At 62.2% G+C, this 22,073-nt stretch carries 21 protein-coding genes and 1 tRNA gene; 7 read left to right on the forward strand and 15 right to left on the reverse strand.

What is annotated here, in order from left to right; genetic code table 11:
- Positions 1 to 3 precede the first annotated feature (3 nt).
- From ABIB78_RS01775 to ABIB78_RS01800, 6 genes are all read right to left on the reverse strand, one after another.
- On the reverse strand, positions 4 to 1,389 hold the full coding sequence (locus ABIB78_RS01775; RefSeq protein WP_429020693.1) for a sigma-54 interaction domain-containing protein: 1,386 nt from the start codon (positions 1,387 to 1,389) through the stop codon (positions 4 to 6).
- A 55-nt stretch (positions 1,390 to 1,444) separates the two neighbouring features.
- On the reverse strand, positions 1,445 to 1,795 hold the full coding sequence (fliN, locus tag ABIB78_RS01780) for a flagellar motor switch protein FliN (RefSeq protein WP_429020695.1): 351 nt from the start codon (positions 1,793 to 1,795) through the stop codon (positions 1,445 to 1,447).
- A 20-nt stretch (positions 1,796 to 1,815) separates the two neighbouring features.
- Entirely contained in the window at positions 1,816 to 2,439 is a 624-nt protein-coding gene (locus tag ABIB78_RS01785) for a FliH/SctL family protein (RefSeq protein ID WP_429020698.1), read from the reverse strand.
- Positions 2,439 to 3,524 carry a flagellar motor switch protein FliG gene (gene fliG / locus ABIB78_RS01790; RefSeq protein ID WP_057017326.1) on the reverse strand — a complete coding sequence of 362 codons (1,086 nt, stop codon included), beginning with the start codon at positions 3,522 to 3,524 and terminating at the stop codon, positions 2,439 to 2,441. The genes ABIB78_RS01785 and fliG overlap by 1 nt, the downstream gene beginning before the upstream one ends.
- A 1-nt stretch (position 3,525) precedes the next feature.
- Complete coding sequence (gene fliF, locus ABIB78_RS01795) at positions 3,526 to 5,148, reverse strand: flagellar basal-body MS-ring/collar protein FliF (protein WP_429020701.1); 1,623 nt, start codon at positions 5,146 to 5,148, stop codon at positions 3,526 to 3,528.
- Between the two features lie 174 nt (positions 5,149 to 5,322).
- Positions 5,323 to 5,598, reverse strand: coding sequence for a DUF1153 domain-containing protein (locus ABIB78_RS01800; RefSeq protein ID WP_002714638.1), 276 nt, complete (start codon positions 5,596 to 5,598; stop codon positions 5,323 to 5,325).
- 528 nt (positions 5,599 to 6,126) lie between these two features.
- Between ABIB78_RS01800 and ABIB78_RS01805 the strand changes: the two genes are divergently transcribed.
- On the forward strand, positions 6,127 to 6,906 hold the full coding sequence (locus tag ABIB78_RS01805; protein WP_429020725.1) for an alpha/beta fold hydrolase: 780 nt from the start codon (positions 6,127 to 6,129) through the stop codon (positions 6,904 to 6,906).
- 20 nt (positions 6,907 to 6,926) lie between these two features.
- Here ABIB78_RS01805 and ABIB78_RS01810 read toward each other — a convergent pair whose 3' ends face one another.
- Together ABIB78_RS01810 and ABIB78_RS01815 are read right to left on the reverse strand one after the other, a co-directional pair.
- Positions 6,927 to 7,214, reverse strand: a complete 288-nt coding sequence (locus tag ABIB78_RS01810) for a hypothetical protein (RefSeq protein ID WP_429020728.1) — start codon at positions 7,212 to 7,214, stop codon at positions 6,927 to 6,929.
- A complete protein-coding gene (locus tag ABIB78_RS01815) occupies positions 7,211 to 9,811 on the reverse strand; it encodes an MASE1 domain-containing protein (protein WP_429020731.1) in 2,601 nt (866 codons plus the stop codon). Before ABIB78_RS01815 ends, ABIB78_RS01810 begins: the two co-directional genes overlap by 4 nt.
- A gap of 712 nt (positions 9,812 to 10,523) precedes the next feature.
- Between ABIB78_RS01815 and ABIB78_RS01820 the strand changes: the two genes are divergently transcribed.
- The gene (locus ABIB78_RS01820) at positions 10,524 to 10,736 is read left to right on the forward strand and encodes a hypothetical protein (protein ID WP_429020734.1); all 213 of its coding nucleotides are present in this window, start codon (positions 10,524 to 10,526) and stop codon (positions 10,734 to 10,736) included.
- Between the two features lie 142 nt (positions 10,737 to 10,878).
- On the opposite strand, the gene ABIB78_RS01825 is transcribed toward ABIB78_RS01820, so the two are convergent.
- Both ABIB78_RS01825 and ABIB78_RS01830 read right to left on the reverse strand, forming a co-directional pair.
- Positions 10,879 to 11,601 carry a flagellar hook assembly protein FlgD gene (locus tag ABIB78_RS01825; protein WP_429020737.1) on the reverse strand — a complete coding sequence of 241 codons (723 nt, stop codon included), beginning with the start codon at positions 11,599 to 11,601 and terminating at the stop codon, positions 10,879 to 10,881.
- A gap of 10 nt (positions 11,602 to 11,611) precedes the next feature.
- A complete protein-coding gene (locus ABIB78_RS01830; RefSeq protein ID WP_429020739.1) occupies positions 11,612 to 12,676 on the reverse strand; it encodes a flagellar hook-length control protein FliK in 1,065 nt (354 codons plus the stop codon).
- On the opposite strand from ABIB78_RS01830, the gene ABIB78_RS01835 reads away from it, so the two are divergent.
- From ABIB78_RS01835 to ABIB78_RS01855, 5 genes are all read left to right on the forward strand, one after another.
- On the forward strand, positions 12,663 to 13,166 hold the full coding sequence (locus ABIB78_RS01835; RefSeq protein ID WP_429020741.1) for a hypothetical protein: 504 nt from the start codon (positions 12,663 to 12,665) through the stop codon (positions 13,164 to 13,166). The two genes, ABIB78_RS01830 and ABIB78_RS01835, sit on opposite strands and share 14 nt — an antisense overlap.
- Positions 13,167 to 13,566: 400 nt before the next feature.
- Positions 13,567 to 14,763 (forward strand): tRNA 2-thiouridine(34) synthase MnmA, encoded by a 1,197-nt coding sequence (mnmA, locus tag ABIB78_RS01840; protein ID WP_429020743.1) that lies wholly within the window; start codon positions 13,567 to 13,569, stop codon positions 14,761 to 14,763.
- 101 nt (positions 14,764 to 14,864) lie between these two features.
- On the forward strand, positions 14,865 to 15,503 hold the full coding sequence (locus ABIB78_RS01845) for a class I SAM-dependent methyltransferase (RefSeq protein WP_429020746.1): 639 nt from the start codon (positions 14,865 to 14,867) through the stop codon (positions 15,501 to 15,503).
- A gap of 53 nt (positions 15,504 to 15,556) precedes the next feature.
- Positions 15,557 to 15,925, forward strand: a complete 369-nt coding sequence (locus tag ABIB78_RS01850; RefSeq protein ID WP_429020749.1) for a hypothetical protein — start codon at positions 15,557 to 15,559, stop codon at positions 15,923 to 15,925.
- A 115-nt stretch (positions 15,926 to 16,040) separates the two neighbouring features.
- Positions 16,041 to 16,117, forward strand: a tRNA-Met gene (locus ABIB78_RS01855).
- Between the two features lie 76 nt (positions 16,118 to 16,193).
- Here the strand turns inward: ABIB78_RS01855 and ABIB78_RS01860 are convergent.
- From ABIB78_RS01860 to ABIB78_RS01880, 5 genes are all read right to left on the reverse strand, one after another.
- Positions 16,194 to 16,331, reverse strand: a complete 138-nt coding sequence (locus ABIB78_RS01860) for a hypothetical protein (protein ID WP_429020751.1) — start codon at positions 16,329 to 16,331, stop codon at positions 16,194 to 16,196.
- Positions 16,332 to 17,047: 716 nt separating this feature from the next.
- Complete coding sequence (locus ABIB78_RS01865; RefSeq protein WP_429020754.1) at positions 17,048 to 18,139, reverse strand: M91 family zinc metallopeptidase; 1,092 nt, start codon at positions 18,137 to 18,139, stop codon at positions 17,048 to 17,050.
- 335 nt (positions 18,140 to 18,474) lie between these two features.
- The gene (locus ABIB78_RS01870; protein ID WP_429020756.1) at positions 18,475 to 19,410 is read right to left on the reverse strand and encodes a hypothetical protein; all 936 of its coding nucleotides are present in this window, start codon (positions 19,408 to 19,410) and stop codon (positions 18,475 to 18,477) included.
- 239 nt (positions 19,411 to 19,649) lie between these two features.
- The gene (locus ABIB78_RS01875; RefSeq protein WP_429020759.1) at positions 19,650 to 21,032 is read right to left on the reverse strand and encodes a hypothetical protein; all 1,383 of its coding nucleotides are present in this window, start codon (positions 21,030 to 21,032) and stop codon (positions 19,650 to 19,652) included.
- Positions 21,033 to 21,073: 41 nt separating this feature from the next.
- Positions 21,074 to 22,048, reverse strand: a complete 975-nt coding sequence (locus tag ABIB78_RS01880) for a hypothetical protein (RefSeq protein WP_429020761.1) — start codon at positions 22,046 to 22,048, stop codon at positions 21,074 to 21,076.
- Positions 22,049 to 22,073: the final 25 nt, after the last annotated feature.

Below are 22,073 nucleotides of genomic sequence, written 5' to 3' on the forward strand. Positions count from 1 at the left end.
TTCTCAGCCGGCGCTGGCCATGCGCTGATAGTCGGGCGGGCCATTGCCGGCCGGGGTGATGGGGATGCCGCCGTCGGCATATTCGTTCAGCTTGTTGCGCAGCGTACGGATCGAGATGCCGAGGATGTTGGCGGCATGGGTGCGGTTGCCGAGGCAGTGCTTCAGCGTTTCCAGGATCAGGTCGCGTTCGACGTCGGCGACGGTGCGGCCGACCAGCGCGCGGGTGACCTGCTCGGCGGCAAGGGTGGCGTGCGCCACCGCAGGCGCGGTCTTGGCGAGGTCGAGGCGGTCGCCGTCGGGGGTGAGGATCGCGTCCGCACCGATCTCGTCGCCCTGCGCCATCAGGACCGAGCGATGGATGGTGTTCTCGAGCTCGCGGACGTTGCCCTGCCAGCGGTTCGCGGTCAGGACGCGGCGGGCGTCGGCCGAAACCGGCCGGACCGCCACGCCGTTGGCCTCGGCATATTTCTTGGCGAAATGCTGAGCCAGCTCGAGGATGTCGGCCGGGCGGTCGCGCAGCGGCGGAATCTTCAGGTTGACGACGTTGAGGCGGAACAGCAGGTCCTCGCGGAAAGAGCCCTCGCGCACGGCCTCCGATAGATTGCGGTTCGAGGTCGCGATGATGCGGATGTCGACCGGAACGGGCTTGGTGCCGCCGACGCGGTCGATCACGCGCTCCTGGATCGCGCGCAATAGTTTTGATTGAAGGCGGACGTCCATCTCGGAGATTTCGTCGAGCAATAGCGTGCCGCCGGTCGCTTCCTCGAACTTGCCGATGCGGCGCGCCACCGCGCCGGTGAAGGCACCCTTCTCATGCCCGAACAGCTCGGATTCCAGCAGATGCTCCGGGATCGCTGCGCAGTTGATCGAGATGAACGGCCGCTTGGCGCGGGCCGAGCGGGAGTGGACATAGCGCGCCAGCACCTCCTTGCCGGTGCCGGACTCGCCGGTGATCATGACGGAGGCGTCGGAGCCGGCGATCTGCTGCGCCAGCTTGATCACCCGGCCCATCGCCTCGTCGCGATAGATCAGGTCGCGGGCGTCGTTGGCGACCGCGGCCAGGACAGCTGCGATCAGCTCGGGGTCGGGCGGCAGCGGGATGTATTCCTTGGCGCCGGCATGGATCGCGGCGACTGCGGCGCGGGCGTCGTTGGAGATACCGCAGGCGACGATCGGGACGTGGATGTGTTCGGCCTCGAGCCGCATCACGAGGTCGCGGATGTCGAGGCCGACATCGACCAGCAGGAGGTCGGCGCCCTTGCCGCCGCGCAGCACGTTCATCGCCTGCTCGATGGTTTCGGCGTGGGTCACCGAGGCGCCGTTGTCCATCGCGATCTTGGTCGCGGTCGTGAGCTGGCCCTTCAGGGTGCCAACGATGAGAAGCCGCATGATGATCTCCTGTTGGTCTGGTCGCGCAGGTTCCGCGCGCTACTGTTGAGTTCGTTTAAGAGCGTTCTGCCTTGATGATTTCGGTCATGGTCACGCCGAGCTTGTCTTCCACCAGCACCACTTCGCCACGCGCCACCAGGCGGTTGTTGACGTAGATGTCAATCGCCTCGCCGACGCGGCGGTCGAGTTCGAGCACGGTGCCCGGTCCGAGCTTCAGCAGATCGCCGACGTCCATCTTGGAGCGGCCGAGCACCGCCGAGACCTGCACCGGCACGTCGAACACGGCCTCGAGATCGGCCGCAATGCGCGCGGCATGTTCGTCTTCATTGTAGCCGATGTCGTCGATCGCGGGCGCGTCGGCGGCGTTGAGATCGGGAAGCGGGACGTGGGTGTCGGTGTCGCTCATGGTTCAGTCCTCAATCGCCTTCAGCCGGTCTGGCCGCGGGACGCCAAATAGCGCCCGACGAGTTCGTTGATCTTGCCTTCGATCGCGGCGCGCTCCAGCACCACGCCGCCGTCGGCCCATTCGATCCGGCAGTCGCCGGTCGCAATCGTGGGCTCGGCCAGGATTACCAGCCGGCCCTGGAAGCCGCTCTGCGCCGCCATCCGCTCGATATTGTCGTGCGCCGCCTCGTAGAGCGCGTCACTGATGCGGACCACGAGATGCGGCGTCGCCACCAGATGCGAGAAGCAGTCGGAGACCAGTGCGGTGATCTCGCCGAGCGGCTCGCGCGCAACCAGTTCGGAGCAGAGCTTGCGGGCGACCGCGACCGCGACGTCGACCGCCTCGGTCTCCATCCGCGTCTCGATGCCGGCAAAGCGCGCGGCGATGCCCTTGATCGCGGTGCCGATCTCTTCCAGCGCTAGCGCCGCGCGGCGGTCGCTCTCGACCTTGGCCTCGCGCAGCGCGGCCTCATAGCCGGCGCGATAGGCCCGCGCCTCGGCGTCGGCGACCTTCTGCGCGACCTCGGCCGGGGTCGGCGCACGCTCGCGCGAGCGGTCCGGCGCCGAGAAGTCGGTGTCGAACAGGAATTTTGCGGGCGCGGCCATCAATACACCAGCTCGTCGTCGGCGCGGTTCTTGGTCAGCGTGATCTCGCCGCGGGCGGCGAGGTCCTTGGCGAGGTTGACCAGCAGCGCCTGTGCCTCGTCGACGTCGCGCAGCCGCACCGGGCCCATCGCGGCCATGTCGTCCATCAGCATCTTGCCGGCGCGGGACGACATGTTGCCGAGGAAGAAGCTGCGCACCTCCTCATTGGCGCTCTTCAGCGCGACGCCGAGCTTGTCCTTGTCGATGTTGCGCATCAGCGTCTGGGCCGAGGCGGCATCGAGCTTGATCAAATCGTCGAAGGTGAACATCAGCGCCTTGATGCGCTCGGCGGATTCGCGGTTTTCCTCTTCCAGCGAGGTGATGAAGCGGGTCTCGGTCTGGCGGTCGAAATTGTTGAAGATCTCGGCCATCACCTCGTGGGCGTCGCGGCGGCGGGTCTGCGACAGGTTCGACATGAACTCGGTGCGCAGCGTCTGCTCGACGCGCTCGATGACTTCCTTCTGCACCGCTTCCATCCGCAGCATGCGGCCGACCACGTCGAGCGCGATGTCCTCGGGCAGGATCGCGAGCACGCGCGCGGCGTGCTCCGGCTTCAGCTTCGACAGCACCACGGCGATGGTCTGCGGGTACTCGTTCTTCAGGTAGTTGGCGAGCACCTCTTCCTGCACGTTGGAGAGCTTCTCCCACATGTTGCGGCCGGCGGGCCCGCGGATCTCGTCCATGATGCCGGAGACGCGTTCGGCCGGCAGGTATTGCTGCAGCAGCCGTTCGGTGGCGTCGAAATTGCCCATCAGCGCGCCGGAGGCCGACATCCGCGACACGAATTCCAGCATCAGGTCCTCGACCACGTCGGCCTCGACGGTGCCGAGCGTCGACATATGGACCGACAGCTCGCGGACCTCCTCGTCGTCGAGCATCGACCAGATCTTGCCGCCATACTGCTCGCCGAGCGCGAGCATCAGGATCGCCGCGCGTTTCGGGCCGGGCAACGGCTTGCCCTTGGGCCGGGCGCTTTGCCGGTTCGCCAGCGTCGAGAGGACGGTGGCGATGTCGTTGGCGTTGGTGGTCTGCGGTACGGCGGCCATGTCAGTTCTCTACCGGCTCGCTCAGCCATTGACGGACGATGGAGACGGTTTCGTTCGGATTGCGTTCGGCAAGCTCGCCGACCCGGTGCACGGCCTGGGCGTGGACCTGGCCCTGGATCTGGGCGACGTCGATCAGTTGCGCCGCGCCGCTGCCGCTCGGGATCAGCGCCTGGCTAGGCGTGCTCTCGGCATGGGCTTCGGCGAGCACCGGCACGCCGACGCCGACCAGCGCCGGAATGACGTCGGCCGCCACAATGCGCTTGACCAGCGGGCGGACCACCATGAACAGTACGACCAGGCCGAGCATCATCATGACGCCGAGCTCGATGACGTACATCACGTCATCCTTGGTGAATTGCAGCATGCCGAGCAGGCCGGTCGGCTCGGCGATCGGCTGCGCGGCGGGCGGCTCGGCGAAGCGGAGGTTGACCACCTCGACCTGGTCGCCGCGCTTCTGGTCGAAGCCGATCGCGGGACGAACCAGGGCGGCGATGCGGTCGAGCTGCTCCTTGGTGCGGTCCTGGTAGACCATCTCGCCTTTTTCGTTCTTGGAATAGCTGCCGTCGACCAGCACCGCGACCGAGATGCGGTTGACGCGGCCGGCCTCGGTCACCTCGGTCTTGGTGGTGCGGGAAATCTCGTAATTGTTGGTCTCTTCGCTCTTCTTGCTCTGGTCGCGGGCGCGGGCGGCGTTGTCCTGGTTCTGGTTGCCCGGCAGCTCGTTGGCGACCGTGACCTGGCCGGAATTGTCGGCGGTGAGGCTACTTTCCTCGCGGGTCTGGGTCGAGCGCAGCACCCTTCCTTCGGGGTCGAACTTGTCCGAGGTCTGGGTGATCTTGTTGTAGTCGAAGTCGGCGGAGAGCTGGACGCGGGCGCGCCCGGCGCCGACCACCGAGGAGACGATGTCCTCGACCTGCTTGCGCATCCGCTTCTCGAACGCGGTGCGGCGCTCGTCACCGACCGCCGCGTCGGCGTCGGACGCGGCGCCATCGGCCAAGAGCTGCCCGGCCTCGTCGACGATCGAGACCCGTTGCGGCTTCAATCCGTTGACCGCGGAGGCGACGACGTGACGGATTGCCCGGACCTGCTGCGGTTCCAGCGCGCCGCGCACCCGCAGCACGATCGAGGCCGAGGGCTCCGGCGTCTCGCGCGAGAATAGCGGCTTTTCCGGCAGCACGAGGTGGACGCGCGCGGCCTGGACGCGGTCGATGGCGCGGATGGTGCGGGCGAGCTCGCCCTCCAGCGCCCGCAAATGATTGATGTTCTGGACGAAGCTCGTGGTGCCGAGCGCGTCGGACTTGTCGAAGATCTCGTAGCCGACGCCGCCGCCCTTGGGCATGCCGCCCTCGGCGAGCTTCATTCGCAGCCGCGTCACCTTGTCCTTCGGCACCATGATCGCAGCGCCGTCACTGCGCAGCTCGAACGGGATCGCCTGGCGCTCCAACTCCTTGACAATGGCCGAGGAATCTTCGGTCGACAGATCGGTGAAGAGGGTGGTCATCTGCGGCGTGGTGACGCGCATGATGACGAAGGCGAAGAAGCCGATCAGGGCTGCGGTGACCGCAATCATGGCCGCGAGACGGGCCGCACCAAGACCTCTCAGGAAAGCAACCAGACTTTGCACCAACGGCCCCCAGGGATTCGGCCCACGCGGGTCCGACTGGGCAAATATTGCCTAGGGTATGGTTTCCATCTGGTTAACGAAGGTTAAGGACCGAGGCAAAATCGCGGACATGAAAAAAACCGGCTTCGCAAAGCGAGACCGGTTTTCGTCAAATACCACGGGTATTGGCAGGATTTACTGCCGGTACTGCTGGATACGCGTGGTGCGCAGTCCGGCCAGACCATGCTGATCGATCGAGAACTGCCAGGAAAGGAATTCATCGACGGTCAATGTGTAGCGGCTGCAGGCTTCCTCAAGGGAAAGCAGGCCGCCGCGGACCGCAGCGACAACTTCGGCCTTGCGGCGGATGACCCACCGCTTGGTACCGGGGGCCGGCAAATCCGCAATCGTTAACGGGCTGCCGTCAGGCCCGATGACGTATTTCACCCTCGGGCGATGGGGTTCTGTCATGGCGTACTCACAAACTCTCAACCACTGAACTCGCAAGAGGTAACCTACGCCCACCGGTTTAAAATTTGCCTAAGCCCAAGCGTCCAATACGAATCTCGTTGGAACGGCCGGGAACAGGGGGCTGATTGGCGGGTCGAGGGGTCGGTACGATGCAGTTTTCTTCAGACTGCCGAGCAAGCGCCACCCCTTCCCTAACCCTCCCCACAAGGAGGAGGGAACCCATCCGCCGGTGCGTCCCTAATGGGTGATCGGTTGCGTGACGCGAGATGAAGCACGTCAGTCAGGCTCACCCCTTGCGGGGGAGGGAGGGGTGGCCCCGGGCGAAATGATCGACCTGAAACTTGTTTCAGCAATCTCGTTGCGCGTCACACCATGTGTCGAATGATTGCCGGACGGCATCATGGTCACATTTCTTTGACGACCGCGACAGAGGCGAGCCGTAACGAGGCGCTCGCGCGTGCGTAGGAGAAGGGTGTCCGCTCATCGCAGATGGGCGCGGTTTCCAATCCTTCCATCCGAGCCCTTATCATGATGATGAACAGACGCACTTTCTCGACCGCCTTGCTTGCCGGCGCGGCGGCGTCACTGGTATCCACGCGCGGCATGGCCGCAACCACGCCGCCGGTGAAGGCGCGCAACGTCGTGCTGGTGCATGGCCTGTTCGCCGACGGCTCGTGCTGGTCCGAGGTCATTCCGCGATTGCAGGTGGCCGGGCTCAATGTGACGTCGGTGCAAAATCCGCTGACTACGCTGCCGGAAGCGGTCGCCTCGGCGCAGCGTGTGCTGGATCGCCAGGATGGTCCGACCGTTCTGGTCGGCCATTCCTTCTCCGGAATGATCGTCACCGAAGCCGGCATGCATCCGAATGTTTCGGCGCTGGTCTATGTCGCCGCGCGCGCACCCGATGCGGATGAGGACTACACGGCGCTGGCAAAAACCTATCCGACGCCGCCTGCAAGCGCGGGCATCGTGTTCGATGGCGACGAGGGCCGGCTGAGCGAAGAAGCCTTCCTGCGCGATTTCGCCGGCGACCTGCCGGCAGCGAAGGCCAAGGTGCTCTATGCGGTGCAGCAGCCGTTCCACAAGCAACTGCTGGCAGGCAGGACCAGCCATGCGGCCTGGCGCAGCAAGCCGAGCTACTACGCGGTCTCCACGGAGGACCGTACCATCAATCCCGATCTCGAGCGCTTCATGGCGAAGCGGATGGGCGCCACCACGATCGAGGTGAAGGCCAGCCATCTCGCGCTGATCTCGCAGCCCGACGCGATTGCGCGGCTGATCCTCGACGCCGCGGGACGGCCGGAGTGAGCGTCGGCCGCAAGCGCGCTTCAGCGCGCGACCGCTGCTCCCGCTCGCGATAAGGAAAACGGCCCCGGGAATTTGGAGATGCTCCCAAAAACCGAAGCTTGAACGGAATGGTTTCCTCGACGACGCGCGTGCGTCGGAACGATGTTCGGCACCGTTAGAATTTTCATCAAGGGCGGTACGTTCGCGACGGCAACGTCTGTCAGCACAGGCTGGAAGCGGACAACCCATTCAGCCTTTGCGACGAAAGTAGCCTGTTCGATCACGGCGTCGGCACCGCCGAGCAATGCCGTGATGGTGCGACCGGTCAATTTCTGCGCACAGCGTCGGTCGTGCTTGACGCCAAAGGTGCGCCGGATCGCGTTGGTCTCGGAGGCGCAAGATCCTGGATAAAATCTCTCAGTGCCTCGGTATCGAACGGCTTGCGGAGTATTCTTAGACTTGGCGGAGCTGCTTTTGCGGCATCGCTGTAACCGGTTGTAAGGGCTATCGGCAAACCGGGGTACCGCGACCGAACTTCTCTCGCGAGCCCGACGCCATCGATGGTCCCTGGCATGACGATATCGCTGAAGACGAGATCGATCTTTGTGCCGGCATCGAGCAATTTCAATGCCGCTTCGGCTGAATCTCGATAGATGGTTTCGTAGCCCAGATGCTCGAACAGCGAGGATGTCACATCCGCCACTTCGGGGCTGTCGTCGACAACGAGAACCGTTTGACGCTGCGGCTGCCTCGGCCTTGCCCGGGTAGCGGCGAGCTCTTTGCTGGTGATTTGCTCGTCTGCACAGGACGGCAAATAGATTGTAATCGTCGTTCCTTGTCCAACCTTGCTGTCTGCCGTCACCGTTCCGCCCGCCTGGTGCGCAAAACCATAAACCTGCGACAAACCGAGCCCGGTCCCTTTGCCGACCTCTTTGGTCGTGAAAAATGGATCGAACATCTTGGACAGAAGATTTGGCGGAATACCGGTGCCCGTATCGCCAAGTGTTATCGCAAAGAAGACCCTCCCACGGCCGTCGCCGCCGGTTTCCTGATCTGCGGTCACCGCGTGGACGGATAACGTGAATGTGCCGCCGCTTGGCATTGCATCTCGCGCATTAACGGCGATGTTGACGATCGCAAGTTCCAGTTCGGCGAGGTCCACCTTGACTGGCGAAACACCGTCGCCGACGTTCTCGTTGTACACGATGTTCCCGCGCAGCGAGCTCTCAATCATGGTCCGCATGTTCTTTATGGACGCATTCAGATCAACGACCGTCGGGCTGAGATGCTGGTGACGAGAGAATGTCAACAATTGGCGCGTGAGACTTTCGCCGCGTTTGGCTGCGGTTTGTATCGCTTCGATTGCTTTTGGCAGTTTTGGATCAAGCAGGCGTTGAAATATCTGAGCACTGCCCCCGATGATCATCAATAGATTGTTGAAGTCGTGTGCAATCCCGCCAGTCAGCTTGCCGATCGCCTCCATTTTCTGAGACATCGCGAGCTGTTCGCGCGCCTGGACCAGCTTCTCCTCCGCGTCGCGTCGCTCCGTCGCGTCGCGCAGGATACTGATAAAACCGATCAGATTTCCTGCATCATCACGGCTCGAAGAGACCGAGCCCGTGATAAAAAACGGCGTGCCATTCTTTCTGATACGCCACCCCTCGACGTCGTACTTGCCTCGTTCGATTGCCGACTCCAGCGCGTGTGTTGGTGAACCCGCGCGGCGTTCATCCGGCCGATAGAATATTCCAAAGTGCTTGCCTATGATTTCTTCCGAGCTGTAACCGATGATCTTTTGAGCGGTGCTATTCCAGCTGGTAACGTGTCCTTCTCTATCAAGCGCAAAAATTGCATAGTCGACAACGCCTTCGATAAGGGTTTGGAAGTGCCGTCTAATGCTGTCGAGCGCCAAAGCCTTCCGTTCAAGTTGACGGTTCAGTTGGTCCTGGACAGAAAGCAAATCGGCTTCCCTGGTCTGGCGCATCGCAATTGCCGCGGCCAGGGCAAGAGGGGGCGCCGATACGCTGACCGAAAGCACGAACAAGGATAACAGTGCTCCATTCGGATCCAATTTCGGAAATGGATCATTCCCCACCGAGAACCCCCACGCGGCCATTCCGATGAAGATGAATGCAGCCGTCGCCACGGTGCATCGATCGCCGCGCAGGCCGGCCCAGATCAAGGGTAGTAAAACCAGAAAGCCCGGAAGGCTCCGATGCGGCAGCAGCACGTCGAGGTCGTTGCTGATGAGGTCGCTACCGATGAGCGGACTGTAAGCAACGAGCCCGATGATACCAGCGAGAGCAGGGACCGTGATCGATTCCAATAGATTCCATTTGGAAGAAATGCGTAGGGGCATCGTCGCCCAGAGCACGATGACCGGAGCAATCACCAGGGCCCCAGCAGCGTCCGCAAGCCACCAGGTCAACCCGGCAACGACGGAATCGGAGAAGCTCGATTCGTTGGCGAGCATGAAGCCGGCCAAGGCGATGGTTGAACTGATTATCGTGGTCGGCGCAAAGGAAACGATTGCAAACTTTGCGACACCAGACGGTGTGGCAAATGTCTGGCAACCGTTCGACCAGCGGCCAATCAGCCAACTCCCGGCAAACGCAGCAAGCACGCTGCCGATCCCGGCGGCGCCGAGCTCCAAGAGCGATCGGTCGGCCATGAGGTAAGGAGAGACGGCCCCCACCAGGATTGCGGGCCAGATCTGGTAGCCGCGCAACAGGACCAGCGCGAGCGCAAGCCCGGTTGGTGGCCATAGCGGTGTCGCGGTTGGATTTATTGCCGGAAGGAATCGCGCGGATTCGGCAAGGCCACCATAAATCGCGGCAATTATCAGGATTTCGACTGCGTAGGTCGCAACGCTCCGAGCATCGCCAAAAGCGATAATCTTGGCCTGGTCGAACCTTGCCCTTTCCATCGCAAGCCTTTGCAGTGGGCATCTCAAGAATGCGGATGCAGTTTTGACCAAAACATGGTCGCACGATCGGGAGTAGAGAGGCGCTAGGCAACTTCGGAACGAGAGATCATCGGGCAGCACCATTGACCTAACAGCGATGGTACACCAGGCACGGCGGCATCCGGAATACGAATCGGTCCGATCCCGCTGCGTGTCGGTGAGATCATCAGCAATCATTTTTTCTGTTGGCGCAAGAACTCTCGCTGTCGCTCTAACGACCGCTTCGGGTCAAAAGCTCACAATGGCGACGCGCTTTTAGGCACCTTGAAGGACCGGCGCAGCTACGGCCAGCCAGTTCCTCATCGCGGGCTCGGTATCGGCCGCCAGGAAAGGTCGTCGGACCAAAGGTAGATTGCGATCGCCGCCAGGCACAATGCTATGCCGATCCAGAAAACCGGTGAGTGGTGGATTGGTCGTCGATCGCTCGGAGCTGGCTTCAATCGATGAACTCATCGCGGGCGCAAGTATCGAGGTCGGCATTCACCGGAATTGAGAGTGTCGCTCACGCAGGACATTCTTTGCAAGACATCCTTCGCACGAGCTGGGCGCGCCGCTGGGCGTGATCTCGTCGGTTGCATCCCAGAATGATGTATCTCACGGCGCGTGTGTGCGTAGCGCATCATTGTTGGAGCGTCGCATCGAAGCGATGAATGGAAACGAAGGACCCAGCACCATGGCCAACATCGACCACAAGCAAGGAACCTATACGATTGCCGCCAATTCGAGCCAGTCGTTCACGTTCTGGTGGGGGCGGGATTCGAAAGCGCCCAACGAGTTTTTCGACGTCTCGATCGCGCCGCATCTCGACAAGAACCATGCATCGATGGAGCCGCTGCACGAAACGGAAAGGGCCATGTGCTGGGATCACCGCGGAGGTGTCTATTGATGGGGCGAGGACATGGAGCGGGCCGCGTCGGTTGCGCGGCCGGCAGCGCGTTAGCCCGCATTCGCGGGTGATGACACCGAGAGCTTGGCTATCCGAGTGGCGGAAGTGCGCGACCTGCCGCGCCGTTCCCCGAAGCCCTAGCTTAGCTGCTGCTGCCGCCAGTCGCCCCGCGCACCACGCGCTTGATCTTGTCGGTGGTGTAGGTCTGGCCGCCGATCGAGAGCAGCGGCGGGGAGGCAGTGAGGTCGACGGAGTCGACCACACCCTGAATCTCGGTCGAGATCGCGAGGTCGTTGCCTTTGGAATCCTTGCCGGTGGCGGTCAGCGTGTAGGTGCCGGCAGGCCATTGCGTGCCGTCATTGCCCTTGCCGTCCCAGACGAAGCTGGCGTTGCCCTGCTTCAGGTTGAAATTGCCGGAATAGGCGGTCTGGCCGGTTGCGCTTGTGATCGTGATGGTGGCGCTGGTGGCTTGCGGCGACACCAGATTCCAGGTCGCGGATTTGTCGAACTGCGTTTTGCTGCCGTCGACCGCGACCGTGTTGCCGACATAGACCAGCGCCTGGGTCGACTGCGCGCTCTTCTCGATCTCGATCAGCGACTTCAGCTGATCGTTGGATTTCAGCTGCTGCTCGACGCCTGCGAACTGCACGAGCTGCTGGGTGAACTGGTTGGTGTCGAGCGGATCGAGCGGGTTCTGGTGCTGCAACTGCGTGGTCAGCAGCGTCAGGAAGGTCTGGAAATTGTCGGCGATGCCCTGCGACGAGGTCGTCAGGCCGCTGCCGGTGCTGCTGCTTCCGGAGCTCGTTCCGTTGCTGGTGCCCGGTGCTGAGACGACGGGCGTCGGCGTGGTTGCATCGACTGCCATGGTGAGCTCCTTACACTCTGATATCGACGCCGCCGAGGGCACCGGTTGCGTGGCCGTAGGAGCGGCCTGCCACTGCGGCGGGAGCGCTATCCTCTTCGGAGACGATCAAACGTTGGGCGTTCGGATTGGACTGGCCGTTGTTGTTCTGGCCCGACTGCGACTGGTCGCGCAGGCTGAATTGCAATCCGCCATTGCCGGTCGACAGGCCGGCATTGTCGAGCGCGCGCTGCAGCTGGTTGGCGTCCTGGCGCAGCAGCGACAGCGTTTCCGGGCGTTCGACGGTGAGATGCGAGGTCACCTGGCCGTTGCGATCGACATCGATGCGGACATCGATGCGGCCGAGCTCGGCGGGGTCGAGCCGGATCTCGAACCGGCTCTTGCCGCTCTTGGCGGAGGCTGCGATCTGCATCGCGAGTCCACTGAGCGGCACCGCGGCGTTCTGCGCGGCGCTGGTCACGGTCAATTGCGCGGTCGCAGACGGCGTCGTCTGGCTCGTCGCGAGTTGTGCCTGGAATGTATTTGCAGCCTGCGCGCCGGGATCGGGCGCCGAGAGCTGGGATTGCGCAGCCGTTTGGCCGCTGATCGTCGGCGCGGCGTTGCCGTCGGCCTTCGTATCGGACTTGATGGCATCGGCTGCACCGTCTGCGGCGGCCTTCGCCTTGCCGGTGACAGCGGCCGGCTGCGCGACCGCGGGAACGATGTTGGTCGGAGCGGCCTGCGCGGTGTTGGCGCTGCCCTGGGCTGCGCCGTCCTGGTCGGCAGGCGCCGTCGCAGCCGCGTCCTTCGTGGCGACCTGGGCCTTGGCTTGCGTCGTCGTCTTCGCGGCGGACGTTCCGGCGGCAACTGTCGCGGCGAGTGCCGCATCGCCGGTCGCTGTCGCTGCGCCCGGAACCGTTGTCGTATCGGTGGTGGTGATGATCTGCGCCTCGGTCTTGACGCCGGCCGCCTTGGCGACCTTGTCGGCATTCGCCGTGGTCGCCGCCGCCGTTGCGGTGTCGCTGCCGACCGGCGCACCGCTGCCGACCGGCGCACCGGGGCCGGCGATGGCGGAACTTGCCGCGATGGCCGCAGCCACGATCGCAAGCGGTGCGGTGGGCTGGTCGGATGGCGCGGTGGCCGTCGCTGTCGGGTTAGCTGCCGGTGCAGCGGTGACGGGAGCAATCAGGGCATTGACCGTTGCCGCACTGGATGGGTCCGGCTGCGGAGCGGCTTGCGTCGCGGCCGATTTGTCGCTGGTGGATTGCGCATCGGTGCTCGACTTCGAGTCGTCCGATTTCGATTTCGACTTGGTCTTGCGCGGCGTGTCGCTGTCGCCGTCGACCTTGTTGCCATCGCGGGAGCTGCCGGAATCCGGCAACGTCCGGTCGGGAGCGGTGCTGTTGTCGCGGGAGCGCGCGTCGGTCGTCGTAGACGAACCGTCGGACCGGCGCGAGGGCGCCGGTTGGGAGTCGTACCGGCTGCTGTCGCTCGTGGACGCAGTGTTGCTGTCGACCAGCGCGGCAAAGCCGTCGTTCCCTGCCTGCGAAGCGGGATCGGGCCGGGCCGACCGCTGCGTCGCGCCCTGAAAAGACCGGCCTGCCAATGCTTCCGACGTGACGCTGACCACTGCCAACCCTCGCAAATGAGACTTCCGGCCTTTTGTCAGCAAGGAGCGGGCCAAGCATGGTTTGAAACAAATGGTGAGTTATTTCAGTCGGTTACGCGCATCACTTGCGGCCTGGAACAGGTTCCCGACGGGTCTCCTTTTTGCCCGGCGGCAAGATTTGCCGTCCGCCCGCGGCAAGGCGTTGCTTCGGCCGGATTGCCTCCCCGGAATACGGCCTATATTAAAGGTGGCCTTCGACGTGTCCCGAACCGACCGAACCGGCCCTGGACGTGTTCTAAGGCTCTCTGGACAAAGGCTTTTCCTAATTTCGTCGCGGGGCGCATAAGCTCGCCGCGACAGTGACCGATGACCGCTTGAAGATGCTCAACAGTCTGGATCTTGAAGGCCGCCCTGAAGACACGCGGATCGTCGTTGCCATGTCCGGCGGCGTCGACTCGTCGGTGACGGCTGCGCTGTTGAAGTCGCAGGGTTATGACGTGGTCGGGATCACGCTGCAGCTCTACGACCACGGCGCCGCGACGCATCGCAAGGGCGCCTGCTGCGCCGGCCGCGATATCCACGACGCGCGCAATGTCGCCGAGCGGATCGGCATCCCGCATTACGTGCTCGACTATGAAAGCCGCTTCAAGCAATCCGTGATCGACAATTTCGCCGACAGCTACGCGCTCGGCGAGACGCCGGTGCCGTGCATCGAGTGCAACCGTTCGGTCAAGTTTCGCGATCTGCTCTCGACCGCCCGCGAGCTCGGTGCGCAGGCGCTCGCCACCGGACACTATGTCGCCTCGCGCCGGCTTGCCGACGGATCGCGCTCGCTCACTTGCGCGGCGGATGCCGATCGTGACCAGAGCTATTTCCTGTTCGCCACCACGCGCGAGCAGCTCGACTTCCTGCGCTTCCCGCTCGGCGACATGACCAAGCCGCAGACCCGCGAGCTGGCGCGCCGCTTCGATCTCGAGGTCGCCGACAAGCAGGACAGCCAGGACATCTGCTTTGTGCCGACCGGCCGCTACACCGACATCATCGGACGGCTGAAGCCGAATGCGATCGCGCCGGGCGACATCGTCGACCTCGCGGGCAATGTCGTCGGCCAGCATCAGGGCATCGTTCATTTCACCGTCGGCCAGCGCAAGGGCCTCGGCATCGCCTCGGGCCACCCGCTCTATGTGGTCAAGCTCGACGCTGCGACGCGCCGGGTCGTGGTCGGGCCGCGCGAGGCGCTGCGCATGGATCGCATCGCGCTGCGCGACGTCAACTGGATCGGCGACGGCGCGCTGGATCGCGTGATCGGCGAAGGCATCGAGATCTATGTCCGCGTGCGTTCGACGCGCGCGCCGCAGCCGGCATGGTTGCGCGCCGCCGATGGCGGTTATGAGGTCGAACTCGTCGCCGGCGAGGAGGGCGTGTCGCCCGGCCAGGCCTGCGTGTTCTACGATGCGCCGTCCGGGCAGGCGCGTGTGCTGGGTGGCGGCTTCATCAGAAGTGCGAGCGCGAGCCGCGTGGTGCGGGATGCGGCGCGGGATGCGATGGCGCCGCTCGCGGAAGCCGTTCGCGGCTAGCGCATGATCCGGAAGAGTGGGAACCGGTTTTCCGTCGCGACAAACGCGAAACGCGTTTGCGCGGAGATCATGCGCAAACAAGGGTAACTCGGGGCAGGGCAATGGCTGGGGACATCGACCGCGAGGGGGTCGAAAAGGCGTATGGCCGCTGGGCACCGATCTACGATCTCGTGTTCGGCAAGGTATTCGATCAGGGCCGGCAGTCGACGATCGCGGAAGCCGACCGGATCGGCGGGCGCGTGCTCGACGTCGGCGTCGGCACCGGATTGTCACTGTCGGAATATTCGCGCACGACCAGACTGTGCGGCGTCGACATTTCCGAGCCCATGTTGCGGCGGGCGCTTAAGCGCGTGCGCGCGCAGGGTTTGAGCAATGTCGAGACGCTGGCGGTGATGGACGCCAAGAATCTCGCGTTTCCGGATTCGTTCTTCGACGCAGTGGTCGCGCAATACGTCATCACCGCGGTGCCTGATCCCGAGGCCACGCTGGATGATTTCATTCGCGTGCTGAAGCCCGGCGGCGAGCTGATCCTGGTCAATCACATCGGCGCCGAGAGCGGCCCGCGCCGCATCTTCGAGCTCGCCTTCGCGCCGCTGGCACGACGTCTCGGCTGGCGGCCGGAATTTCCCTGGGCGCGGCTGACCGATTGGGCCGCGAAGCATGGCGGCGTCAGCCTTGCGGAACGCCGGCCGATGCCGCCGATGGGGCATTTCTCGCTGATCCGTTTCCGCAAATCGTGAGGTTGCGGCGATTTTGACAAGGAACATCGGCGCGTCATCCCGGTTTTCTTGCCATGAGGATCAATCGAACACTCGCTTTGACCTGCGTGCTGATGCTGGCGCCCGTCGTTTCCGCGGCACAGGCGCCGCCGGCGCCCGCCACCCCGCCGGCGCAGACCGCGCCGCCGGCGCCTGCGCGCGCCGCCCAGAATCAGAATTGCGCGCCGCAGCAGCCTTCGCATCCCGGCGCGGCGGTTCCGGAGGGAACCACCACTGGGCAGGCCCAACCACTGGGCGACAAGCTCGCCAAATCGGACGGGGTGCTGTGCCCGCCGGCCGGCGTCGATCCCGAAATGCGTGCGCCGACCCCGCAGGGCGGCAACACGCCGGTGATTCCACCGCCCGGCAGCCCCGGCGGCGACCCATCGGTCAGGCCGAAATAGCCTCTGTCTGCAATAAGTTGCTGACACGTCCGGGTTTGCTTGACAGGCGCGCATGCCGCTCTTTATATGCCGCGCGTTCGCACCCGCGGCTCCACGCCGCCGATCGCGAGCCCATGGCGGGGTAGCTCAGCTGGTTAGAGCACGGGAATCATAATCCTGGGGTCGGGGGTTCGAGTCCCTCTCCCGCTACCAATTCTGCGATTTGGCACGCCAAACTACGATTTTGCACGATTTCTTGCGCTGGATGGCAGCAGCCGAGCATCGGCATCTATGGCAGCTTGCTGCGCCTGTCTGAACCGTCTTGCCGAAACTTGGCGGCGATGAAGTGGGCTGCCTTCTGAACGGCCATGTCGGTATTGGTTACGCGGTGGTGGTGCCGCAGGTGCTGGAGCCATGAAGCGACCATGAACGTCTCCAGAAAGCGTCCGTTCCCGGAGAGGTCCCAGGATTAAGCGCCGTAGCGCCTTGTTCTAGATCTCTGATGGAGATGATGAAGACATCACGACGCTCTGGATCGATGCTTTGAGAGGAGCGCCGCTACGTTCCACAGGATCGAGGTTGTAGCGCGTGATCTTATCAGTGGCTGTCTCTTTGGCTGCCCGGCACAGCTCTGCTCGTTGTCGGTCCTCTATCGCTCAAGTTCTTTGATCTTGCGTTCGCGACGTCCGCAAGGAGAGCCTGCGCGTCGGCTGCTTCACTCCACGCCGCGTGAAAGGCTCGCGCATAGGTCTGGAAACCATTCCGCTCCCCCCGAACCAAGTTTCGACCTGTTGCGTCGCCGCGGTGGCAATCGTTGCAGGCATTGGGGGTGCCAAGCTGCACCGATAGGTCGCGGCGGGGGATAAGTGACTCAGCCTCCTCGTGAAATTCTTCTGCATGCTCCGCTGGGATTGGTCGTGCGGAAAATTCCGGAATCTCGTCGATCGGATCGATGAACATTCCTCCCGATGTTGCCGGGCGATCTCTTCTTTCCTCAAACCGCTACCACCGGTCGGACGCAAGTGGTGCCACACACAGTACACGCTAGGTGGCCTTAGCCACCGTCGTGAGCACGTTATCCCGTTGAGCCGCGTACTTGGCGTACTCCGGAAGACCGACCTTCTCGACAGCTTGGGAGGTTCTTCACGGTCGACCAAATACTGTCGGGCCGCGCGCCCGCGTCCGTCCTTTGATCCGGATTTGGTCGTACCAATAAATCCAATTATACTTCCTTACCAGCTCGCCCACGGGGGGTAGATGAGCGAGTCTCCAGTACAAGTCTGGCTGGCTGAGCCTGAACCGCTCTATGATTTGCACGGGCGATGGAGATGTGTTCTGCGGATTATCGAGGAAGACGGCCGCGTCCCACAACGCATCATCGGGCGACGGATCTTTTCCTTTATATGGTCCTTCGGCAGGTCCATAAAATGCCCTGAAAAGCGGGGGGCCTCCTTTATCCGATACATATATGTTCGTCAGAATGACTGCGAGGTACTCTTCAGAATCTTGGTACCAGTGGTTCGCAGGGGTAAAGTTCATCACACCGGCGATCATCCGGGAGGCGTGGACGAGTTCGTGGTACAGCACCTCGTCCGTCGCCATTGCGGGGGCATGGCCATGGTGGGCCTTCTTGAATTTTTTTCGAAGAAGCTCTGCTTTCTCGGGCGAGAACAAGACATCACAACTAGCGCCTCCGCCTTTCCCGACTACTTTGAGCAGCTCACTGTTCTTTGGATCAGAACTTAGGCGCGCGCCGCGAGCAATGATATATTGCTGCTGATCAATGTCGTCGGCTACCGTCAGTGCGTTGGCGTCAGCCATGTTATATGGGCGAATTCTGGTGAACGATGGTCTGCCAGTTCCGAATTCGTCAAGCAAAGCGCGGCCTGTCGGGTGACTTTGTATTTGTTTCAAGAGACCGACGATCTGACGCTTGTAGCTGTTCTTGTCCGCGATATATTTTTGCTTCAGGAAATCGAATTTGCCGGGATGGGTGTCGGCACTTTCATGGTTCACCACCATCCACGATCCCATACTTCGGAAGGCTATGAGAATGCCATTCGGGAGACCTTCGTCAACCACGGGGTCGCCCAGATCCCACTCCAACATCGAAGCATCAAGTGGAGAAGCATGCTTTTCAATATATTTATTAAGCTTCTTGTATTGCTCGTTCTGCTGAAGGGTGAAACCTAAAAGATCATAATCCAGCTCCGTAAGATCAACGTCGTCGACCATGGCAACTCTCCATATAAAGCATTCGACAACGCGATGGTCCGCCGAGAGACTACGCTGAATAGTCGTGGACGAGATACGAACGGTTCGCCCACTCGTGAACACACGACCGTGATGAAAAGCCCATTCGACGACGGTTCTACTTCTTCGACGTGACCCAAGGAGGCATCGCGCCGCGTCAGCTTGACCCGTGCCACCAGCGACGACTCAGAGAATGAGCGCTACTACCCTCTACATAAATCTTTTCGCGGCCGCACACGCTTCCGTTGGAAGAAGAGGCGGCGAGGGGAGAGGGCAAACGGCTCTTTCTGGTACGACGAAGCCGTCAACGAGCGCTCTCACCACGCGTTGAAGTTGCTGACGAGCTGCTTGTCGAGGGATAAGCTTTCCATGCCACTGGAAAGCAAAATACCGCTTCGGGCATGATGTCCACTCCCGGGCAAGTTCCGTTTGTGGTGCAAGAAGTGACCGACCTCGTGCGCCATGACACCAATGAACGCTTCGCCATAGTCGAACACGGGTGGATTGCCCTGGTCGACAACCACGCAGACCTGCTCATCGGGCAGATACTCCCCGGCCGCCTCATTATCCATCGCATCATAGTCGCCGACGAGAAAGCACGTGAGATCGGCGCCACGCCTCTTGAGTGGTACGATATCCTTTCGAAAAACATCGCGCGAGATTTTTGGACCCAGGGCCTTCTGGACCGTAATCCATGTGGCATCGACCGGGGTGAAAAAGATATTCGTCTGAGCCCCGAACGTCCAGTTCAGCTTGGTGAGGAACCAGGGCACGTCATCCGGCGTCCATTTCGTGGCGTTGATCACTATGCCCGATTGATCGAGGTGCCTAAGGAATTTGAACGCGATCTTGAATTCCTTGCGCGGCAGAATGGCGACGTCCAACTTGATGCCCGCATTACCGCGCGTGGCTTTGAGTTCCGGAATACCGGCATCCTTGGCCGTGACCTTGAGGGCGCGCGCAAGGCCCTCCGGCCGCGCGGCGCCATACAGCGCCGTACGTAGACGCAGCAACTGATCCTCGCGCTCCCGGCCTTTTTGCTCCCCATAGCGAGCTTTGATGTATTCTTGAGCGACGCGTTCGACGTGCTCGAGGCTCACATCCTCGACCTGTAACCGACCGCGATCATAGGTTAGGCGAACGTCCTTGCTGTCGCGGAGGCAGACCAGGTTGAAGCCTCCTCGAGGAACGACCATGAAGCTTTGCGCCGCGTACACACCAGAATGCGGCAAGAACTGAACGAAGCTCACCATACCCTTTGCCCAACCTCAATCCGCGATCGTCTCGCTCCCGGTCCATCGCGCCGGGATAACCTTGAATGACACCGGTCAGAACGACTGCGAGCTGCGCGAAACCGCGCAAAATGTTGCCGCGCCGTCTGGTCGTCCGGTCAAACAGGGTGCGCCAGTCCCGATCGCCGATCTGCGTCTGCTCACTGGGCACCAACTCCCGGACGAGACTACGGACACCGGTGCATTCCGGTGAGAGCCAGTTACGGTTTGGCAGCAACGTACCCGTAATAATTCATAAGAAAGTCCCCAATGGAGAGGGGCTTCTGAGCGCCGCCTTTGCCCGGATGTGGTATCGCGTAATCTCCTTTGCCCCATGTGAAGATTGTTGTCGTCACGTTTCCGTTCGTCACTTGAATCTTCTCTCGCAAGACGACCCAGTGCCTCGTCAACACGGAGCCTTCATCATTCTGGTCGTCATATTCGATCATGTTGGCGCTTATGAAAAGGCATACGCGATATCCGCCGGCGAGCAGGGCGTTGGCTTCGTTGACGCTGTCGACGCCTTTGCTGAATTTCAGATTAGTCTCCTCGCGCACGTCCTGGTATCCCGCTTTGCGGAACCATTGCTCCATTTCGCTCGGCAGTGTGATTCCCGCGACATCGCTTATTCTGCCGGTGTCGTCAAAATCGAGGAACCAATTTTCGGAGTCGCGGATGGAGGCGCATGTCAACCAATCGACGTGGTCCAGCGAGTAGGGCGGCGTGTAGCTCTTCACGTCCTTTCCCGGCTTGATCAGCAGGCGGCCGAGGCTCGCTTGCCCCTTCTGAAACAGGTTGATGGCGAACCGCGCATACTGGCCCGGCTTGTCGGATGCGTAGCTGAACATCAGCGCGGAGGGGCCGCACATGCTTGCTTGATCCTGATCTATGAGGCTCGGCTTCGCAATGCGCCTGAGAATCCCTATCCCGACGCGGTGTGGGTCGAGCTTCGGAAAGAATGTGGTCCTCGTGTTCTTGAGGAAATCGCAGACCATTTCCGCGGCGAGTTTCTTTTGATCCGAATTGAGGTCATACGGTCCAACTCCGAGCCACTTCTTCTTTTCGTCGCCGACGAAGAGCGTGATGAGCTTTTTTGAGGTCGGAGAGAGCGTTCTGGAGGTGTTTGCAATGGTGGTCAGGTCGTCCAGCTCGAATGCAGTGACCATGCCGTCCGCGACGGTCGCCCTGATGATATCGACCACTTCCGCGTAATCCAGCTTGGAATCGTCGAGCAAACCTTTGCGAAGTGCGGCATCGACGGATGGCGTAGCGATCGCATCCCATTGGCCCTTTGGAGGGGGAGGCTTGGCGGCCGCCTTTGTGGCGAGGTCAACGAGCCGACTGAACGTTGGCCCACCAGGCCGAATATAGCCGTCAGGCGTGCCCGGGAAGTTCTTTTGCTGGAAATACTGAATCGAGTTGTAGAGGCTGTCGCTGGCGTGACCCGTCACGACCATTTGCGGTTTGAGCGTGGTCTCGGCGCCTCCGTCGGAAATGGCGATTTTGTTGAGCAGCGAAATGACCAGCTCCTGGTCTTGTTTCCAGTTCTGGCAGCTGCGACCCGTCGCGGCAAACCGACCGACTTTGTCTTTCAATTGCGGCATGACTGATCACCAGCAACGTGGTCGTTATCAGTGGCGGAACGTCAGCGCGCGCCTCTCGGCTTGGAGCCTAGCAGATCGTGCGTCCCACTGACGCTCAATGTGCCCGAGCACTCGAATCCGCCGAAAATCCCGCAGGACCCCGTGACCGTAACGCGAAAGTTCTTCTGCTGAAATATGTCGACCGAAACACCAAATCGCGAAAAATCGTTCGCGGTGTTCGGCAGGATCAGGTCGATGTGATCGATCGCCCAGCGCGGCAGGTGGGGGTTGCTCTTCCAGAACAGTTCATTGACGGCGTGGTGCCCGAAATTCGGTCCGACCGTGAGTGCGCCGTCTGCGCCCTCGAACACGAAGCCCGTCTCGTCGATGTGAACATTGACCCGGTCGGGCGCTACTGCGAAATGTAGCGACGTGATGTCTTGCGGCTGCGGATCCTTGCCGAACTGCGCACTATAGTCGTCGCTCCATTGCCCTCGGCCGCGCCCAAGCCCGAAGCCGTGCCGGCCCGGAAGGTCTCGCGTAGAGAGCGGCCGATCGGATAGCGTTGGGCGCCAGATCTCCCGAAATCCCGTGCCGATTGTGGCTGCCATCGACAGATCGAGGGCCCAATGCGACGGTTTCTCCGGGCTTTTCCCTTCGGCGAAGGCGTCGAATCCGTCCGACGTCTTGGCAATGCGCAGCACCTTGATCAGGTCTTCCCAGTCCTTCGGCAGGAACGTGACGCCGTCGAGCGTGCTCGTCGCGGCCGCCACGCCGTACTTCTCCAGTTGACGTCGGATATAAGCCTTTTCGTCATAGAGGCGGACATTGGGATCCGGCCCCGCGAAATATTTCGACAGATCGATCTGTGGCCGCAACATTGTTAGCCGCGCCGCGATCTTCCGGTAAGTGTCGGTCGTGGTCGGGTTGGTGGTCGTCACGGGGCCGCCCTCCGAGTCAAAGCCAGTCTCCGATTGGTCTGGTCCGGACGGGGCCGGGTTCAACTGAACCTCCCAACCGGAAAGGCCGACCACCATTCGTGGAGCAGTGCAAAGAGCGAGG

Source organism: Bradyrhizobium sp. I1.14.4 (assembly GCF_050435825.1).
In the GTDB taxonomy this organism is placed as follows: domain Bacteria; phylum Pseudomonadota; class Alphaproteobacteria; order Rhizobiales; family Xanthobacteraceae; genus Bradyrhizobium.

What these genes read in the sequence shown, in the direction of transcription:
- ABIB78_RS01775 (WP_429020693.1), bottom strand. Translation starts at nt 1,389, where the DNA reads ATGCGGCTTCTCATCGTTGGCACCCTGAAGGGCCAGCTCACGACCGCG.
- fliN (WP_429020695.1), bottom strand. Translation starts at nt 1,795, where the DNA reads ATGAGCGACACCGACACCCACGTCCCGCTTCCCGATCTCAACGCCGCC.
- ABIB78_RS01785 (WP_429020698.1), bottom strand. Translation starts at nt 2,439, where the DNA reads ATGGCCGCGCCCGCAAAATTCCTGTTCGACACCGACTTCTCGGCGCCG.
- fliG (WP_057017326.1), bottom strand. Translation starts at nt 3,524, where the DNA reads ATGGCCGCCGTACCGCAGACCACCAACGCCAACGACATCGCCACCGTC.
- ABIB78_RS01800 (WP_002714638.1), bottom strand. Translation starts at nt 5,598, where the DNA reads ATGACAGAACCCCATCGCCCGAGGGTGAAATACGTCATCGGGCCTGAC.
- ABIB78_RS01805 (WP_429020725.1), top strand. Translation starts at nt 6,127, where the DNA reads ATGATGATGAACAGACGCACTTTCTCGACCGCCTTGCTTGCCGGCGCG.
- ABIB78_RS01815 (WP_429020731.1), bottom strand. Translation starts at nt 9,811, where the DNA reads ATGGAAAGGGCAAGGTTCGACCAGGCCAAGATTATCGCTTTTGGCGAT.
- ABIB78_RS01820 (WP_429020734.1), top strand. Translation starts at nt 10,524, where the DNA reads ATGGCCAACATCGACCACAAGCAAGGAACCTATACGATTGCCGCCAAT.
- ABIB78_RS01825 (WP_429020737.1), bottom strand. Translation starts at nt 11,601, where the DNA reads ATGGCAGTCGATGCAACCACGCCGACGCCCGTCGTCTCAGCACCGGGC.
- ABIB78_RS01835 (WP_429020741.1), top strand. Translation starts at nt 12,663, where the DNA reads ATGGCCGCAGCCACGATCGCAAGCGGTGCGGTGGGCTGGTCGGATGGC.
- mnmA (WP_429020743.1), top strand. Translation starts at nt 13,567, where the DNA reads ATGCTCAACAGTCTGGATCTTGAAGGCCGCCCTGAAGACACGCGGATC.
- ABIB78_RS01845 (WP_429020746.1), top strand. Translation starts at nt 14,865, where the DNA reads ATGGCTGGGGACATCGACCGCGAGGGGGTCGAAAAGGCGTATGGCCGC.
- ABIB78_RS01850 (WP_429020749.1), top strand. Translation starts at nt 15,557, where the DNA reads ATGAGGATCAATCGAACACTCGCTTTGACCTGCGTGCTGATGCTGGCG.
- ABIB78_RS01860 (WP_429020751.1), bottom strand. Translation starts at nt 16,331, where the DNA reads ATGGTCGCTTCATGGCTCCAGCACCTGCGGCACCACCACCGCGTAACC.
- ABIB78_RS01865 (WP_429020754.1), bottom strand. Translation starts at nt 18,139, where the DNA reads ATGGTCGACGACGTTGATCTTACGGAGCTGGATTATGATCTTTTAGGT.
- ABIB78_RS01870 (WP_429020756.1), bottom strand. Translation starts at nt 19,410, where the DNA reads ATGGTGAGCTTCGTTCAGTTCTTGCCGCATTCTGGTGTGTACGCGGCG.
- ABIB78_RS01875 (WP_429020759.1), bottom strand. Translation starts at nt 21,032, where the DNA reads ATGCCGCAATTGAAAGACAAAGTCGGTCGGTTTGCCGCGACGGGTCGC.
- ABIB78_RS01880 (WP_429020761.1), bottom strand. Translation starts at nt 22,048, where the DNA reads ATGGTGGTCGGCCTTTCCGGTTGGGAGGTTCAGTTGAACCCGGCCCCG.